This is a genomic window from Streptomyces sp. NPDC042100 (assembly GCF_055582325.1).
In genome coordinates this window covers 376711-392665 of sequence record NZ_JBVJDK010000008.1, presented here as the reverse complement: position 1 = coordinate 392665, position 15955 = coordinate 376711, and the positions used below count along the sequence as shown (strand labels likewise).

Here is a 15955-nt window from a genome sequence, read left to right as displayed (position 1 = left end):
GCGGATAGTGTGACGCGATCCGGTGCTACCGACCGCGTGGTCGCGCACTCTTTGGATCGAAGGACCGAGCGCCCATGGGGGAGGCGTCTCGCGTGTGGCACCGACGGAGGACTCGAGTAACCGTGGACGCGCACAGCCGTGGACGGGCGGACGAGATCGACCCCGCCGACCAGTGGGTGCTCAACCCGCAGACCGGCAACTACGAACTGCGACTGGACCGCTCCGCTGGGCAGTCGCCGCAGGCTCCGTCCCACCCGCGCCCGGGTGCCCGCAGCGCCGCCGCGCCCGGCCAGAGAGGCCGCGGCGGCCCCGAGCCGCAGGGCGCCGGGAGCCAGGCCCCGGCGCCGGAGACCATGCCGCCCGTGCCCGGCCAGCGGCGCCGGCGTCCCGTCGACGCGGGCGGTCAGCCGCCCGTCGGCCGGCGCAAGCGCAGACCCGGGACGTCGCGGAAGAAGAAGGTCCTGCTCTGGACCGGCGGCACGATGGCCTTCGTGCTCGTCGGCGGCGCCGCGGGCGCGTACGCGCTCTACAACCACTTCGACGGCAACCTGAAGACCATCGACGTGCCCGGCGCGGGCAGCGGCGGCTTCCGCAAGGACGAGGCCTTCAACATCCTCGTCATCGGCACCGACAAACGGACCGGCGAGGGCAACGCGGGCTACGGCGACAAGGACAGCCCCGGCCACGCGGACACCACGATCCTCTTCCACGTCTCCAAGGACCGGACCAACGCCACGGCGATGTCCATCCCGCGCGACCTGGTGACCACGATCCCCGAGTGCCAGAGCAAGATGCCCGACGGCACCGTCAAGACCATCCCCGGCCAGGCCAAGACCCGCTTCAACGTCAGCCTCGGCCAGTCCGACCGCGACCCCGGCTGCACCATGCGCACGGTCAAGGAGCTCACCGGCCTGACCGTGGACCACTTCATGATGGCCGACTTCAACGCCGTCAAGGAGATGTCCACGGCCGTCGGCGGCGTGAAGGTCTGCCTGGCGAAGCCCGTCAAGGACAAGGACTCCAAGCTGGACCTGCCGGCGGGCGAGTCGACCGTCCAGGGCGAACAGGCCCTCGCCTTCGTCCGCACCCGGCACAGCTTCGGCAACGAGAGCGACCTGGACCGGATCAAGGTCCAGCAGCAGTTCCTCAGCTCGATGATCCGGCAGATGAAGTCGGACGACACCCTCAGCTCCCCGACCAAGATGTACGGGCTGGCCGAGGCGGCGACCAAGGCCCTCACCGTCGACACGGGCATAGGGAGCATCAAGAAGCTCACGTCGCTCGCCGAGGAGCTCGCCAAGATCGACACCAAGAACATCACGTTCCTGACGCTGCCGGTCATCGACAACCCCGACGAGCCCAAGCCGATCACCGTGGTCCCCGACCCGGTGAAGGCCCCGCAGCTCTTCTCGATGCTGCTGTCCGACACCTCGCTCACCGAGGTGAAGAAGAAGCAGCAGGACGCCAAGAACGCCCAGGCGCAGGCCCAGGCGGAACTCCTGAAGGGTGCCCGCTCCACCGCGCGCGACGTCCGCGTCGACGTCTACAACGGCAGCGGGATCCGAGGCGCGGCCCAGTCCACCATCAACTGGCTGCAGAACGAGCACGGCGTGACGAGGTCGACCAACAAGAGCAACGCCCCCGAGAAGGCGGCCGCGACCACGCTCACCTACGCACCGAACCAGGCCGACCAGGCCCGCAAGCTCGCGGACCTGATGGGCCTGCCCGCCACGGCGCTCAAGCCGGGCACGCAGGACGCCGGGGAGCGCGAGCCCATGACGCTCGTCCTCGGCGCGGACTTCAAGGGCGCGGGGGTGCCCCTCACCGGTCCGGCGAAGGCGCCGGAGGGTGCGCAGACGGCAGACAAGCAGGTGTGCGCGAAGTGACCCGGAACGATCGGGCCTCGGGCCGCACCTGAATGACGAGGAGACCTGGGGTGGGACAGAGCAGCGTGCGACGGGAGGGGGCGCGAGAACGCGCCCCGCACGCCCGCGACTTGGGCTGGGACGAGACGCTCTACGAAGGCACCGCCGGCACCGACGGCACCGACGGTGCCGACAGTGCCGAGGGCGCCGAGGACGGCTCCGGGGAGGCCGGCGCGCGCGCCGGCGTGCCCCGGTCCCGGCGCGCGGGCGGCGGCTCCGGCGACGGTGACGGCGGCGACGGCGGCGAGGGCGGCAAACGCTCCGGCCACCGGCGCGGCGGTCCGCGCCGGCGCGCCAAGAAGTCCGGCAAGCGCAAGGTGCTGCGCTGGGTGGCGGCGACGCTGTCGCTGCTGATACTCGGCACGGCCGGCGCCGGATACCTGTACTACGAGCACCTCAACGGAAGCATCCGCAGCGGCGGGCGCGCGGGCGGTGAGAGCGGCGTGAAGAAGGCCGCCCCGAACGCGCTGGGCGACACCCCGCTGAACATCCTGCTGATCGGTTCGGACAGCCGGGCCGACGCCAAGAACGTGGCCCTCGGCGGCGGCAAGGACGACCGCGACCGCGCGGCCCTCGCCGATGTGCAGATGCTGCTGCACGTGTCGGCGGACCGGAAGAACGCCTCGCTGGTCTCCATACCCCGCGACACCATCGTGCCGATCCCCCAGTGCAAGGGCGACGACGGCAAGACCTACGCGGCCACCACCAACGCGCCGATCAACGAGACCCTGGCGCGGGGCGGCCCCGGCTGCACCCTCACCACCTGGGAGAAGCTCACCGGGGTCTACATCGACCACTGGATGATGATCGACTTCGCCGGTGTGGTGTCGATGGCCGACGAGGTCGGCGGCGTGCCGGTCTGCGTGAAGACCGGCGTGTGGGACCGGCCGACCCGGCTGGTGCGCGGCGGCTCCGGCCTCAAGCTCCGGGCCGGCACCAGCGAGGTGCAGGGCGAGCAGGCCCTCCAGTGGCTGCGCACCCGGCACGCCTGGGGCAACGACCAGGGCCGCGCCAAGGCCCAGCACATGTACCTCAACGGCCTGATGAAGAAGCTCCAGGGGCAGAACGCCTGGACCGACACCGGGCGGCTCATCGGGCTCGCCGAGGTCGCGGTCAAGGCCTTCAAGGTCTCGGACGAGATCAGCAGCGTGAAGGAGCTCTTCGACCTGTCGATGCAGCTCAAGAACGTGAAGATGGACCGGCTCACGACGGCGACGGTGCCGACGGCCGAGTGGTCGCAGAACCGCGACAAGCTGGTCCTGGTGCAGAGCTCCGCCGACAAGATGTGGTCGATGCTCCGCGACGACGTGGCCTTCGACAAGAACGGCGACGCGGCCGGCGACAAGCCGAAGTCCACGGCCTCGGCCACCCCGAAGACGGCGGCCGAGGAGCCGGGCTCCTTCGGCGTCACCGTCGTCAACGGCACCGCGGGCGACGGGCAGTCCGCCGCCGGGGGCCGGGCCGGCACGATGGCCGAGCACCTGCGCGGCAAGGGCTTCGCCAAGGCCGAGTCCTCGCGGACCGCACAGCCGCGCAAGGACACCGTGGTCCTCTACCCGAAGGGCGCGGGCGACCAGGGCAAGGCGAACGCGGCCTCCCTGGCCAAGGCGCTGGGCCTGCCGGACTCGGCGGTGCGCGCCGACGCGAAGGCCGAGGGCGTGACGCTGGTGGTCGGCGCGGACTGGCGCGAGGGCACCACATACAAGAAGCCGAAGATCACGGCGGGCGATCTGCCCGAGGGCGCCGACGACAAGGTGACCTGCATGGACGTCTACTCGGTCTACAAGTGGGACGGCAAGAGCTGACGGCCCCGCACCGCCGGTGACGCCGACGGCCGGGCCCCGCGGGGGGTCCGGCCGTCGCGCGCGTTCCGGCGGGGGCCGCCGGGAGTCTCGGGCCGCCGTGGGACGCCGGGCAGCGGCGACGGGGGTGTGGCGTCCATCCGCCGCACGTTACCGCGAACGGGGGACACGGACGCGTGCCAACGGGGGTCTTCCGGGTGGCGCTGATCGTATGGGCCTACGGTGCTACACGGTTCCCCCTTGTCACACCGCGGAGGTGTCCCCCGGTGCCCACACCGCCCCGCACGCCCCGTCCCCGGCCGGCCGCCCCGCCCGTACCTCCCCGCCGGAGGCCGGCGGGCACGCGGAGGAGGCCGAGGCGGCCGAGGTGGGGGATGCGGATGGCGACCACGCTCTCCGTCGTCGTGCTGGCCGCCGGGGGGATCGGGCACGCCGTGGTGACGAGCCTGGACACCGGGATCAGCCGCGTCGACCCCTTCAAGGACATGAAGAACCGGCCGCAGGGCGGGCACGGGATGAACGTGCTGGTCGTCGGCACGGACGGCCGGGACCGGATCACCCCGGAGGAGAAGGCGAAGTACCGCCTGGGCGGCGCCCCCTGCCACTGCACGGACACCGTGATGCTGGTGCACATCTCCGAGGACCGGGAGCGCGCGAGCGTCGTGTCGCTGCCCCGCGACTCGTACGCCGAGATGCCCGAGCACACCGACCTGACCACCGGACGGCACCACCACGGCCACCCGGTGAAGCTGAACGCCGCCTACGCGGAGGGCGGGCCCTCGCTGACCGTGCGGACCGTCGAGTCGATGACCGGGGTGAAGATCGACCACTATCTGGAGGTCGACTTCACCAGCTTCATGAAGACGGTGGACGCGGTCGGCGGGGTGCAGATCTGCACCGCCAAGCCGATGAAGGACTCCTACACCGGGCTCGACCTGCCGGCCGGGACGCACGAGCTCGACGGCGGGCAGGCGCTGCAGTACGTGCGTTCCCGCCATGTCGACGGCGCCGCGGACATCGGGCGGATGCAGCGGCAGCAGAAGTTCCTGGCGGCCCTCATCGACCGGCTCACCAGCGGCGGGGTCCTGCTGAACCCGGTGCGCTTCCGGGAGGTCGCCACGGCCGCGCTGGGCTCGGTCCGGGCCGACCAGGGCTTCGGCTCGGAGCAGATGCTGGCGCTGGCCAAGGCGATGCACGGCTTCACGCCGGCCTCGTCGGAGTTCGTGTCCGTGCCGATCGGCGACATGAGCTTCCCGGTCAAGGGGATCGGCTCCACGGTGAAGTGGGACGCGGCCAAGGCGCAGAAGCTCTTCCAGTCGCTGCGCGAGGACCGGCCGCTGGCCGCGCAGCCGGCCGCCCCCAGGGGACCGAAGCCGGTGGACGTGGACGTGGCGCCGAAGTCGATCCGGGTGCAGGTCTACAACGGGACCCGGACGGACGGGCTCGGCGGGCGGGCGGACGCGGCGCTGCGGGCGGCCGGCTTCGACACCACCCGGGAGCCGCGGACCGGCACGGGGCCGCAGCGGGCGCGGACCCTCGTCGAGTACGACCCGCGCTGGGACCGCTCGGCCCGCTCCCTGGCGGCGGCCCTGCCGGGCGCGGAGCTGCGGCAGGTGCCGGGCCAGGGCGCGACCCTGCGGGTGACGGCGGGCGCGGACTTCAAGGGCGTGACGCCGGTGCGGGCGCGGGAGGCGCAGTCGGGGCAGTTCGAGGCGGTGCGGGGGGACCAGGTGGTGTGCCCGTGAGCACGCCGCGCTCCGGGCCCCCGCCGTTCCCGCCTCCCGAGTCCCCGTACCTCTAGTCCTCGTAGCCCTCCGCCGCGCGGCGCTCCCGCAGCTCCTTGATCGCGCGGCGGCGGGCCAGCCGGTGGGTGCGCCGGATCTGGGCCTCCTGGTAGCGGCGCTCGTCCCGCTCGGTCTCGGGGATGACGGGCGGCACCGGGCGGGGCTTGCCGTCGCCGTCCACGGCGGCGAAGACGAGGTAGGCGGAGCCGACCTGGGTGGCGGGCGTGGACTCGTTCCAGCGCTCGGCCAGGACCCGGACGCCGACCTCCATGGAGGACCGGCCGGTCCAGTTGACCTGGGCCTTCACATGCAGCAGGTCGCCGACCCGGACCGGCTCCAGGAACGCCATCTCGTCCATGGAGGCGGTGACGGCGGGGCCGCCCGAGTGCCGGCCCGCGACGGCGCCCGCGGCGTCGTCCACCAGCTTCATGATCACGCCGCCGTGCACCGTGCCCAGGAGGTTGGTGTCGTGGGCGGTCATGATGTGGCTCAGCGTGGTGCGGGACGCCGAGGTGGGCTTGCCCGGGATGTCGCCCTGATCTGTCATGCCCTCTACCTTATGCCTGGTCCGCCGGCCGGTCCCGACACCGTCCGCTTTGCATCAGCTTGGCAACAGCGCCGACCCGATTCCCCACCCGGCCTGTCGGCGCGACCTGGCCGGACGGCAGACTGGTCCCCATGAATGACTGGCCCGACGCCCAGCCCGAGGGACCCCGCCGGATGCGCCACGTGCAGCGCCCGCAGGTCCCCCCGCAGCAGCCGCAGCAGCCCTCCCGGCAGCGGCAGCAGCAGTACGGCCAGGGGCAGCGGGGCCAGGGGCAGGGCCAGGGCCAGTACGGCGGCCAGGGCTACGACCAGGGCTACAACCCCAGCTTCACCCAGGCGCAGGGCCAGGGCTACGACTCGGGCTACGGCGACGCCCAGGTGTACGGCGCCCCGCAGGGCGGCGGCCGGGGCGGCGGGCACGGCACCGTACCGCCGCAGTACGCGCCCCGCCCGGGCGGGCCCTCGGCGCGGCCCGACTGGCGGCGCCGGATCAAGATCGGTTCGATCGTCCTCGTGGTCGCCGTCGTCGGCTGGAGCGTCGGCACCTACGCCTGGGCCAGCTCCCGGATGCGCAACGAGGTGGACCTGGCCAAGGTCATCGAGCGCCCGGCGGAGGGCGACTGCACCACGTATCTGATCGTCGGCTCGGACTCCCGCGAGGGCATGTCGGCCGAGGAGAAGAAGAAGCTCCACACCGGCTCCGCCGAGGGCAAGCGGACCGACTCGATGATGATCCTCGCGGCCTGCTCCAGCGGGAACACGATGATCTCGCTGCCCCGCGACTCCTGGGTGACCATCCCGTCCTTCGTGGGCTCGGAGTCCGGCAAGAAGTACGGCGAGCGCGGCGGCTCCAAGCTGAACGCCGCGTACGCCATGGACGGCCCCGAGCTGCTGGTGCGCACGGTGGAGTTCAACACCGGGCTGCGCATCGACCACTACGCGGAGATCGGCTTCGCCGGCTTCGCGAACATCGTGGACGCGCTCGGCGGCGTGGACATGAACATCGAGAAGGGCTTCAAGGACAAGAAGTCCGGCGCCGACTTCCAGGCGGGCGAGCAGACCCTCAACGGCGAGCAGGCGCTGGCCTTCGTCCGCACCCGCTACGCCTTCGCCGAGTCGGACCTGGCCCGCACGAAGAACCAGCAGAAGTTCCTGTCGGCGCTCGCCAACCAGGCGGCGACCCCGGGGACGATCATCAACCCGTTCAAGCTGTACCCGACGCTGGGCGCCGGCCTGGACACGCTGATCGTGGACAAGGACATGTCGCTGTACGACCTGGCGAAGATGTTCTTCGCGATGAAGGGCATCAACGGCGGCGACGGCAAGTCCATGAACATGCCGATCAACGGCACGGCCCCGCAGAACTCGCTGCGCTGGGACATGCCGAAGGTGAAGCAGCTCGTCGAGCAGATCCGCAACGACCAGCCGGTCACGGTCACCTCGGAGCGCTGACGCGTACGGGGCTCCCTCGGGGGCCCGACTATGCTCGGGCAGGCATTCACGAGCGTACGCACAGGGAGTCCCGCATGGCCCTCAAGATCACCGTGATCGGCACCGGATACCTCGGGGCCACCCACGCCGCGGCCATGGCTGAGCTCGGCTTCGAGGTGCTCGGGCTCGACGTCGTGCCGGAGAAGGTCGAGCTGCTCGCCTCCGGGCGGGTGCCCATGTACGAGCCGGGGCTGGAGGAGCTGCTGGCGCGGCACGTGGCGGGGATCGAGGGATCCAGCGGGCGGCTGCGGTTCACCACCTCCTGGGAGGAGGTCGGGGCCTTCGGCGACGTCCACTTCGTCTGCGTGAACACCCCGCAGAAGCACGGCGAGTACGCCTGCGACATGTCGTACGTCGACGCCGCCTTCGGCTCGCTGGCCGCCGTGGTGCGCGAGGGCGCCCTCGTCGTCGGCAAGTCGACCGTGCCCGTCGGCTCCGCCGAGCGGCTCGCCGGGCTGCTGCCCGAAGGTGTCGAACTGGCCTGGAACCCCGAGTTCCTGCGCGAGGGCTTCGCCGTCCAGGACACCCTGCGCCCGGACCGGGTCGTGGTCGGCCTCGCCGGGGGCGAGGGCGGCGAGCGGGCCGAGCGGCTGCTCCGCACCGTCTACGCGGTGCCGGTCGCCGAGGGCTCGCCCTTCGTGGTGACCGACTTCCCCACCGCCGAGCTGGTGAAGACCTCCGCCAACTCCTTCCTCGCCACCAAGATCTCCTTCATCAACGCCATGGCCGAGGTCTGCGAGGCGGCCGGCGGCGACGTCGCCAAGCTGGCCGAGGCCATCGGCCACGACGAGCGGATCGGGAACAAGTTCCTGCGGGCCGGCATCGGCTTCGGCGGCGGCTGCCTGCCCAAGGACATCCGCGCCTTCATGGCGCGCGCCGGCGAGCTCGGCGCCGACCAGGCGCTGACCTTCCTGCGCGAGATCGACTCCATCAACATGCGGCGCCGCGCCTCCATGGTCGAGATGGCCCGTGAAGCGCTCGGCGGCGGCTTCCTCGGCAAGCGGGTCGCGGTGCTCGGCGCCGCCTTCAAGCCCGACTCCGACGACGTGCGCGACTCCCCCGCGCTCAACGTGGCCGGCCAGATCCACCTCCAGGGCGGCCAGGTCACCGTCTACGACCCCAAGGGCATGGCCAACGCGCGGCGCCTCTTCCCCACGCTGGGGTACGCGGACTCCGCGATCGAGGCCGCCCGGGGCGCGGACGTGGTGCTCCACCTCACCGAGTGGCGGGAGTTCCGGGACGCGCTCGACCCGAAGGAGCTGGCGGGGGTCGTCTCCTCGCCCGTGATCCTCGACGGGCGCAACGCCCTGGACCCGCGGCGCTGGCGGGAGGCCGGGTGGACGTACCGCGCGATGGGGCGTCCGCGCGCCTGACCCGGAGCCGTACGCGGAAGGGCCCGCACCCGGGTGACCGGGTGCGGGCCCTCTCCTCGTCCGGGGCCTCGCGTCACACGGCCGGGGCCCCTCGCGTCACGCCGCCCTGAGGCGGCTCGTCCGCGCGTGGAACTCCGTCTCGCGCAGCACCCGCGTGGCGTTGCCGTGGGCCAGCGCCACCAGGTCCTGGGCCGGCCAGGCCCTGCGCAGGAGTTCCGCGAAGAGCGGGACGTAGCCGCCGGCCGGCTCGGTCGCGTGGGAGATGCCGGTCGCCCCGGGGCCCGCGAGGGTGCGCAGGCGGTCCAGGGAGTCGGCCGTCGCCGCCGCGTCCGGGGTGACCGGGACCATGCAGACGCCGTCGTTCTCGCCCAGCAGGCGCAGCACGTCGTCCGGCAGGGCGTCGGGCTCCGCGCGGGTCAGCAGGACCGGGGCCCGGCCCACCGCGAGGGTCTGCCGGACGGTGTCCGGGTCGGCTCCCGCGAGGTCCACGGTGAGCCCGAGGCGGTTCATCTCGCGCACCGCCTCGCGGGCGAAGCGGTCGAAGCGGGTGAGGCCGACCGCCCGCGCCCCGAGCGCGTGGTACGCCCGGAGCGCGGCGACCGAGCCGCCGACGGCCTCCCAGCTCACCGGCCCCAGCAGGGCGGCGACCCGGCCGCAGTTGCGGGCGTGGGCCATCTCCGAGGTGGTGTGCGCCAGGCGCAGCTCCTCGGGGAAGGCGGCGACCAGCGCGCGGACCGCGTCGATCCGGCGCAGGGTACCGAGCGCGCCCTCGTCCGCGCCCACGCGCAGCGACCAGAGCTGGGCTCCCGCCTCCGGCGCGCGGACCGGCGGACGGTCGTCCGGGTCGAGCACGCGGGGCGGTTCCGTGTGCCCCTCGACGACCGGCTGCGCCGCGAGCAGGGCGCGCGCACGGGTCGACTCGTCGAGAGGCCGGGGATGTTCGGGGGGATCCTGGTCGCCCTCGGACGCGGCGTGGGCGACGGTGAACGTCAGGGTGGGTTCGTCGAGCAGATCTGCCATGGGTGACTCAACTCCGTACTACTGGGCAGTACGTTCACCGTGTCACCGTCCGCGGCGGCGGGCGCGGTGGGCTGCGCCGTTCGGGTGGCCCCGCCGACGGTGGCGGGGCCCCCGCGTACGGCGGGCCGCTACGCCTCCAGCGAGGCGATCGTCGCGATCGACGGGCCGCGCCGCGCCCGCTGCTCGCGCGCCACGGCCTCCGCGTCGCGCAGCACCCGGACCGTGTTGGACCAGGTCAGCTTGGCCAGGTCGGCGGCCGACCAGCCTCGGCTGAGGAGCTCCGCGACCAGGTTCGGGTAGCCCCCGACGTCGTCGAGGCCGGCCGGGGTGAAGGCGGTGCCGTCGTAGTCGCCGCCGATGCCGATGTGGTCGATGCCCGCGACCTGCCGCATGTGGTCGAGGTGGTCGGCCACGGTGGCGGCCGTCGCGACCGGGCGCGGGGTCCCCGCCTCGAAGGCGCGGTGGATCTCCATCGCCTCCGGGGTGGTGTCGAGGTGGTCGTAGCCGTGGGCGCGCAGGTTGGCGTCGGCCAGGGCGGTCCACTCGACGGCCGCGGGCAGGATGAACTTCGGGACGAAGGTCGCCATCGCCACGCCGCCGTTGCCGGGCAGCCGCTCCAGGACGTCGTCCGGGATGTTGCGCGGGTGGTCGCAGACCGCGCGGGAGGAGGAGTGCGAGAAGATCACCGGCGCCGCGGAGGTGTCCAGCGCGTCGCGCATGGTGGTGGCGGCGACGTGCGAGAGGTCGACCAGCATCCCGGCGCGGTTCATCTCGCGGACGACCTCGCGGCCGAAGGCGGTCAGTCCGCCGTGCCGGGGCACGTCGGTGGCCGAGTCGGCCCAGTCGTTGTTCTCGTTGTGGGTGAGCGTCATGTACCGCACGCCCAGGGTGTGCAGGGCGCGCAGGGTGGCCAGCGAGTTGTTGATCGAGTGGCCGCCCTCGGCGCCCTTGAGGGAGGCGATCCGGCCCTGCGCGCGGGCGGTCTCCAGGTCGTCCGCGACGAGCGCGGGCGCGAGGTCCCCGGGATAGCGGGCGAGGAGCTGGTCGACCACGTCGATCTGCTCCAGGGTGGCGCTGACCGCAGCGTCGCCGGTCAGCCGGCCGGGCACGTACACCGACCAGAACTGGGCGCCCACGCCGCCGGCCCGCATCCGGGCCAGGTCGGTGTGGAGCGAACCCCTCAGGTCGCCGGCGATGTCCAGCTTGTCGAGGTCGTAGCCGCACTGCTCGCGCAGCGCCCAGGGCAGGTCGTTGTGCCCGTCGACGACGGGCGCGGCGGCGAGGAGCTCACGCGCCTCGGCGAGCCGGTCGGCCGCGGTCACCGGGCGAACCCGAAGGACTCGGCGCCCTCGACCTTGGCCCGCAGCCGCTTGCCCTTCTCGGTCGCCTGGTCGTTCAGCTCCCGCTGGAACTCCCGCATCCGGTCGAGGAGCGCGGGGTCGTGCGCGGCGAGCATCCGGACCGCGAGGAGGCCCGCGTTGCGGGCGCCGGCGACCGAGACGGTGGCGACCGGCACGCCCGCCGGCATCTGCACGATGGAGAGCAGCGAGTCCATGCCGTCCAGGTACTTCAGCGGGACGGGGACGCCGATGACGGGCAGCGGGGTCACCGAGGCGAGCATCCCCGGCAGGTGGGCGGCGCCGCCCGCGCCCGCGATGACCGCCTTCAGACCGCGCCCGGCGGCCTGCTCGCCGTACGCGATCATCTCGCGCGGCATCCGGTGCGCGGAGACGACGTCGACCTCGTACGCGATCTCGAACTCGTCCAGGGCCTGCGCCGCGGCCTCCATGACGGGCCAGTCCGAGTCGGACCCCATGACGATGCCAATGAGCGGATTACTCAACGATCGTTCCTCGCAGGTAGTCGGCGGCGTGGCGGGCGCGCTCCAGCACCTCGTCCAGGTCGTCGCCGTAGGTGTTGACGTGGCCCACCTTGCGACCGGGCTTCACGTCCTTGCCGTACATGTGGATCTTCAGCTGCGGGTCCCGGGCCATGCAGTGCAGGTATGCCTGGTACATGTCCGGGAAGTCGCCGCCGAGGACATTGCACATCACGGTCCACTTCGCGCGGGGGCGCGGGTCGCCCAGCGGAAGGTCCAGGACCGCGCGGACGTGGTTGGCGAACTGCGAGGTGACCGCGCCGTCCTGGGTCCAGTGGCCGGAGTTGTGCGGGCGCATGGCGAGCTCGTTGACGAGGATGCGGCCGTCGCGGGTCTCGAACAGCTCGACGGCCAGGTGCCCGACGACGTCGAGCTCCTTGGCGATCCGCAGGGCGAGCTCCTGGGCCTGGCCGGCCAGCTCGCCGGAGAGGCCGGGGGCGGGCGCGATGACCGTGTCGCAGACCCCGTCGACCTGGCGGGACTCCACCACCGGGTAGGCGACGGCCTGCCCGTGCGGGGAGCGGACGATGTTCGCGGCGAGCTCGCGCGCGAAGTCGACCTTCTCCTCGGCGAGGACCGGGACACCCGCCTTGAAGGCGTCGTGGGCGTCCTCGGCGGAGCGCACGAACCAGACGCCCTTGCCGTCGTAGCCGCCGCGCACGGTCTTCAGGATGATCGGGAAGCCCTCGCCCTCGGCGGCGAAGGCCGCCGCGTCGGCCGGGTCCGCGACCAGGCGGTGCCGCGGGCTCGGCGCGCCGATCTCGTCGAGCCGCGCCCGCATCACCCCCTTGTCCTGGGCGTGCGCGAGGGCCGCGCGGCCGGGCCGGACGACGACGCCGTCCGCCTCCAGGGCCGCGAGGTGCTCCGCGGGGACGTGCTCGTGATCGAAGGTGATCACGTCGCAGCCGCGCGCGAAGTCACGCAGCGTGTCCAGGTCGCGATAGTCGCCGAGCACGACCTCGCTCACCACCTGGGCCGCCGAGTCCTGCGGGGTGTCACTGAGCAGCTTGAACTTGATGCCGAGGGGGATGCCCGCCTCGTGGGTCATTCGGGCGAGCTGACCGCCACCGACCATGCCGACTACCGGGAACGTCACCCTCTTAGGGTATCCGCACAAGTTCCGGACACTCGTCCGGCTGTGTTTTGTCACAGCCGGGGTGGCTTCCCCTACAGATCGACCGCAACACAGGCGGGCGACAGGAGGGCTGGTTAGCATGGGTTGGTTGACGCCGTCGGGGCGTCGGCCGGAACGCCTCCGAAACGGACGGGACAGAGCCACCACGATGAGTGAACCCGGCGCGTTGCGCACCCGTGTGGACCAGCTCGTCCGCGAGGTCGCCAAGTTCGGCGTGGTCGGCGGTCTGGGCGTCCTGGTGAACCTGGGCGTCTTCAACCTGGTCCGCCACTTCACCGACCTCCCGGTGGTCCGGGCGAGCATCATCGCCACGGTCGTGGCCATCGCCTTCAACTACGTGGGGTTCCGCTACTTCACGTACCGCGACCGCGAGAAGTCCGGCCGCACGAAGGAACTGACGCTGTTCCTGCTGTTCAGCGCGGTCGGCATGGTGATCGAGAACGGCGTGCTCTACACAGCGACCTACGGCTTCGGCTGGGACACCCCGCTGGCCAGCAACTTCTTCAAGTTCTTCGGCATCGGCGTGGCGACGCTGTTCCGCTTCTGGTCCTACCGGACCTGGGTCTTCAAGGCGCTGCCCGCGAAGGAGGCGGTGCAGACCGCCGAATCGTTCCTGGAGCAGGCGCCCCGGCAGGGCTCCCGCAAGCAGCCCGACCGGGTCTGATCCTCCCCGGTCGCTCCCGGTCGGTCCCGGTCGGTCCCGGTCGCTCCCCGCGCCCGGTCCGCTCAGCGGACCGGGCGTTCGGCTTCCGGCTCCGTGCGGCCGCGCACCTCGCGGCTGAGGAAGAGCGCGAAGACCGGCGGCTGCTGCTGGAGCAGCTCCAGGCGGCCGCCGTCGGCCTCGGCGAGGTCCCGGGCGACGGCGAGGCCGATGCCGGTGGAGCTGCGCCCGCTGACCGCCCGCTCGAAGATCCGGGCGCCGAGGTCGGTGGGGACGCCGGGCCCCTCGTCGGTGACCTCGATCACGGACTGGTTGCCGGTGACCCGGGTGCGCAGGGCGACGGTGCCGCCGCCGTGCATGAGCGAGTTCTCGATGAGCGCGGCGAGGACCTGGGCGACCGCGCCCGGGGTGCCCACGGCCCGCATGTGCTGCTTGCCGGAGTGGACGATGGCCCGGCCGGCGCTGCGGTAGGCGGGGCGCCACTCCGCGATCTGCTGCTTGATGACCTCGTCGAGGTCGAAGGCGACGGCGGAGCCGGTCCGGGGGTCGCGCGAGTTGGTGAGCAGCCGTTCGACGACGTCGGTGAGCCGCTCGACCTGGGTGAGCGCGATCGTCGCCTCCTCGCGGACCGTGTCGAGGTCGTCGGACATGGCGACCTCCTCCAGGCGCATGGAGAGGGCGGTCAGCGGGGTGCGGAGCTGGTGGGAGGCGTCGGCGGCGAGCCGGCGCTCGGCGGTGAGCATCCGGGCGATCCGCTCGGCGGAGGCGTCGAGGACGTCGGCGACCCGGTCGAGCTCGGGGACCCCGTACCGCTTGTGGCGCGGGCGCGGGTCGCCGGAGCCGAGCCGCTCGGCGGTCTCGGCGAGGTCGGTGAGCGGCGAGGCCAGCTTGTTGGCCTGGCGTACGGCGAGGAGGACGGCGGCCACGACGCAGAGCAGCGCCACCCCGGCGATGATCATCAGGGTGCGGGCGACCTCGTCGGTGACGACCGAGCGGGCCTCCTCGACGACGACGGTCTCGCCGCGCTCGCCCTTGGCCACGCCGTGGATGACCTGGCCGCTGGGGCGGGTGCCGATCTCGATCGCGTCGCGGCCGGGGATGCTGATCCGGGCGTAGCGCTTGGCGATGGACTGCTCGGCGAGGATGTCCGGGTTGACCGGCTCCCCGCCGATGAGCCGGCTGTCGACGATCGAGACGATCCGCAGCGCCTCGGAGTCCACGCTCTCCTGGGCGCTGTTGGAGATGGTGCGGGACTCGACGATCACGATGGAGACGCCGAAGACGGCGATGACGACGAGCACCACGGCGAGCGTGGAGTTGATCAGGCGGCGGCGCATGGCGGGGCGGGCTCAGCTCTCTCGGGACGCTCGGCGCGCGGACGGGGCGGGCTCAGCTCTTCTCGAAGCGGAAGCCGACCCCGCGCACGGTGGCGATGTAGCGGGGGTTGGCCGCGTCGTCGCCGAGCTTCTTGCGGAGCCAGGAGATGTGCATGTCGAGGGTCTTGGTGGAGGACCACCAGGTGGTGTCCCAGACCTCGCGCATCAGCTGGTCGCGGGTGACCACCCGGCCCGCGTCGCGGACCAGCACCCGCAGCAGGTCGAACTCCTTCGCGGTGAGCTGGAGCTCCTCGTCGCCCATCCAGGCGCGGTGCGACTCGACGTCGATCCGCACCCCGTGGGTGGTGGGGGCGACGGCGGGCTCGGTGGCGCCGCGCCGGAGCAGGGCCCGGACCCGGGCCAGCAGCTCGGCGAGCCGGAAGGGCTTGGTGACGTAGTCGTCGGCGCCGGCGTCGAGGCCGACGACCGTGTCGACCTCGTCGGCGCGGGCGGTCAGGACCAGGATCGGCACCGTGTGACCCTCGGCGCGCAGCCGGCGGGCGACCTCCAGGCCGTCCATGCCGGGCAGCCCGAGGTCGAGCACGACCAGATCGATCCCGCCCTGGAGTCCGGCGTCGAGGGCGGTGGGACCGTCCTCCCGCACCTCGACCTCGTATCCCTCCCGCCGCAGGGCGCGGGCCAGCGGTTCCGAGATGGAGGCGTCGTCCTCGGCGAGCAGTACACGGGTCATGGGGTGATGGTAGTCCGCGCGGCGGCGGTGCCGGGGCGTGATGGGCGGGCCTTCCGCCATGCCTGTGGATCTTGGCGCGTATTCAGCTCATGACCTTCGATTGACGGAAGTTGGTTCCGTAAAAGCCTGTGATCCATCTCTCAAGTCCTTCCATATCCGGCACTGTCGTGTCGTATGGTGTCGAGAGTTCTGTAGCGGTAATCGGGGACCTTTGGCCGTGTTCGTCAGCCAAGGGTCTCTTTTCTGCACGAGGATCGCTTCGGCAGCCTTGA

General features: G+C 72.4%; 13 protein-coding genes. 6 read left to right on the top strand and 7 right to left on the bottom strand.

Annotated features, from left to right (window positions below):
• Positions 1-122: 122 nt before the first annotated feature.
• From ACZ6J5_RS20760 to ACZ6J5_RS20750, 3 genes are all read left to right on the top strand, one after another.
• Positions 123-1886: an LCP family protein gene (locus ACZ6J5_RS20760; RefSeq protein WP_469393527.1), complete on the top strand. Its 1764-nt coding sequence runs from the start codon at positions 123-125 to the stop codon at positions 1884-1886.
• Positions 1887-1936: 50 nt separating this feature from the next.
• Entirely contained in the window at positions 1937-3730 is a 1794-nt protein-coding gene (locus ACZ6J5_RS20755) for an LCP family protein (protein ID WP_469393525.1), read from the top strand.
• A 263-nt stretch (positions 3731-3993) separates the two neighbouring features.
• Positions 3994-5472, top strand: a complete 1479-nt coding sequence (locus tag ACZ6J5_RS20750; protein WP_469393523.1) for an LCP family protein — start codon at positions 3994-3996, stop codon at positions 5470-5472.
• A gap of 52 nt (positions 5473-5524) precedes the next feature.
• Here the strand turns inward: ACZ6J5_RS20750 and ACZ6J5_RS20745 are convergent, their stop codons facing one another.
• Complete coding sequence (locus ACZ6J5_RS20745; RefSeq protein WP_469393521.1) at positions 5525-6058, bottom strand: acyl-CoA thioesterase; 534 nt, start codon at positions 6056-6058, stop codon at positions 5525-5527.
• A 131-nt stretch (positions 6059-6189) separates the two neighbouring features.
• Here ACZ6J5_RS20745 and ACZ6J5_RS20740 point away from each other — a divergent pair, with 131 nt between their 5' ends.
• Together ACZ6J5_RS20740 and ACZ6J5_RS20735 are read left to right on the top strand one after the other, a co-directional pair.
• Positions 6190-7509, top strand: coding sequence for an LCP family protein (locus ACZ6J5_RS20740; RefSeq protein ID WP_469393519.1), 1320 nt, complete (start codon positions 6190-6192; stop codon positions 7507-7509).
• 74 nt (positions 7510-7583) lie between these two features.
• Complete coding sequence (locus tag ACZ6J5_RS20735) at positions 7584-8921, top strand: UDP-glucose dehydrogenase family protein (protein WP_469393517.1); 1338 nt, start codon at positions 7584-7586, stop codon at positions 8919-8921.
• Between the two features lie 96 nt (positions 8922-9017).
• On the opposite strand, the gene ACZ6J5_RS20730 is transcribed toward ACZ6J5_RS20735, so the two are convergent.
• From ACZ6J5_RS20730 to ACZ6J5_RS20715, 4 genes are all read right to left on the bottom strand, one after another.
• Complete coding sequence (locus tag ACZ6J5_RS20730; RefSeq protein WP_469393515.1) at positions 9018-9941, bottom strand: membrane dipeptidase; 924 nt, start codon at positions 9939-9941, stop codon at positions 9018-9020.
• 128 nt (positions 9942-10069) lie between these two features.
• Positions 10070-11263, bottom strand: coding sequence for a dipeptidase (locus ACZ6J5_RS20725; protein ID WP_469393513.1), 1194 nt, complete (start codon positions 11261-11263; stop codon positions 10070-10072).
• Positions 11260-11757, bottom strand: a complete 498-nt coding sequence (gene purE, locus ACZ6J5_RS20720) for a 5-(carboxyamino)imidazole ribonucleotide mutase (RefSeq protein WP_469393598.1) — start codon at positions 11755-11757, stop codon at positions 11260-11262. The genes ACZ6J5_RS20725 and purE overlap by 4 nt, the downstream gene beginning before the upstream one ends.
• Positions 11758-11776: 19 nt before the next feature.
• On the bottom strand, positions 11777-12895 hold the full coding sequence (locus ACZ6J5_RS20715) for a 5-(carboxyamino)imidazole ribonucleotide synthase (protein WP_469393596.1): 1119 nt from the start codon (positions 12893-12895) through the stop codon (positions 11777-11779).
• 208 nt (positions 12896-13103) lie between these two features.
• Here ACZ6J5_RS20715 and ACZ6J5_RS20710 point away from each other — a divergent pair, with 208 nt between their 5' ends.
• A complete protein-coding gene (locus ACZ6J5_RS20710; protein ID WP_469393511.1) occupies positions 13104-13619 on the top strand; it encodes a GtrA family protein in 516 nt (171 codons plus the stop codon).
• A 62-nt stretch (positions 13620-13681) separates the two neighbouring features.
• Here ACZ6J5_RS20710 and ACZ6J5_RS20705 read toward each other — a convergent pair whose 3' ends face one another.
• Positions 13682-14953 (bottom strand): ATP-binding protein, encoded by a 1272-nt coding sequence (locus tag ACZ6J5_RS20705; RefSeq protein WP_469393509.1) that lies wholly within the window; start codon positions 14951-14953, stop codon positions 13682-13684.
• Between the two features lie 52 nt (positions 14954-15005).
• Entirely contained in the window at positions 15006-15683 is a 678-nt protein-coding gene (locus tag ACZ6J5_RS20700) for a response regulator transcription factor (RefSeq protein ID WP_362477558.1), read from the bottom strand.
• Positions 15684-15955 lie beyond the last annotated feature (272 nt).

Excerpts from the sequence above, each read along its gene's own strand:
- ACZ6J5_RS20745 (WP_469393521.1), bottom strand. The coding sequence starts at position 6,058 with ATGACAGATCAGGGCGACATCCCGGGCAAGCCCACCTCGGCGTCCCGC.
- ACZ6J5_RS20740 (WP_469393519.1), top strand. The coding sequence starts at position 6,190 with ATGAATGACTGGCCCGACGCCCAGCCCGAGGGACCCCGCCGGATGCGC.
- ACZ6J5_RS20735 (WP_469393517.1), top strand. The coding sequence starts at position 7,584 with ATGGCCCTCAAGATCACCGTGATCGGCACCGGATACCTCGGGGCCACC.
- ACZ6J5_RS20730 (WP_469393515.1), bottom strand. The coding sequence starts at position 9,941 with ATGGCAGATCTGCTCGACGAACCCACCCTGACGTTCACCGTCGCCCAC.
- purE (WP_469393598.1), bottom strand. The coding sequence starts at position 11,757 with ATGGGGTCCGACTCGGACTGGCCCGTCATGGAGGCCGCGGCGCAGGCC.
- ACZ6J5_RS20715 (WP_469393596.1), bottom strand. The coding sequence starts at position 12,895 with ATGGTCGGTGGCGGTCAGCTCGCCCGAATGACCCACGAGGCGGGCATC.
- ACZ6J5_RS20710 (WP_469393511.1), top strand. The coding sequence starts at position 13,104 with ATGAGTGAACCCGGCGCGTTGCGCACCCGTGTGGACCAGCTCGTCCGC.
- ACZ6J5_RS20705 (WP_469393509.1), bottom strand. The coding sequence starts at position 14,953 with ATGCGCCGCCGCCTGATCAACTCCACGCTCGCCGTGGTGCTCGTCGTC.
- ACZ6J5_RS20700 (WP_362477558.1), bottom strand. The coding sequence starts at position 15,683 with ATGACCCGTGTACTGCTCGCCGAGGACGACGCCTCCATCTCGGAACCG.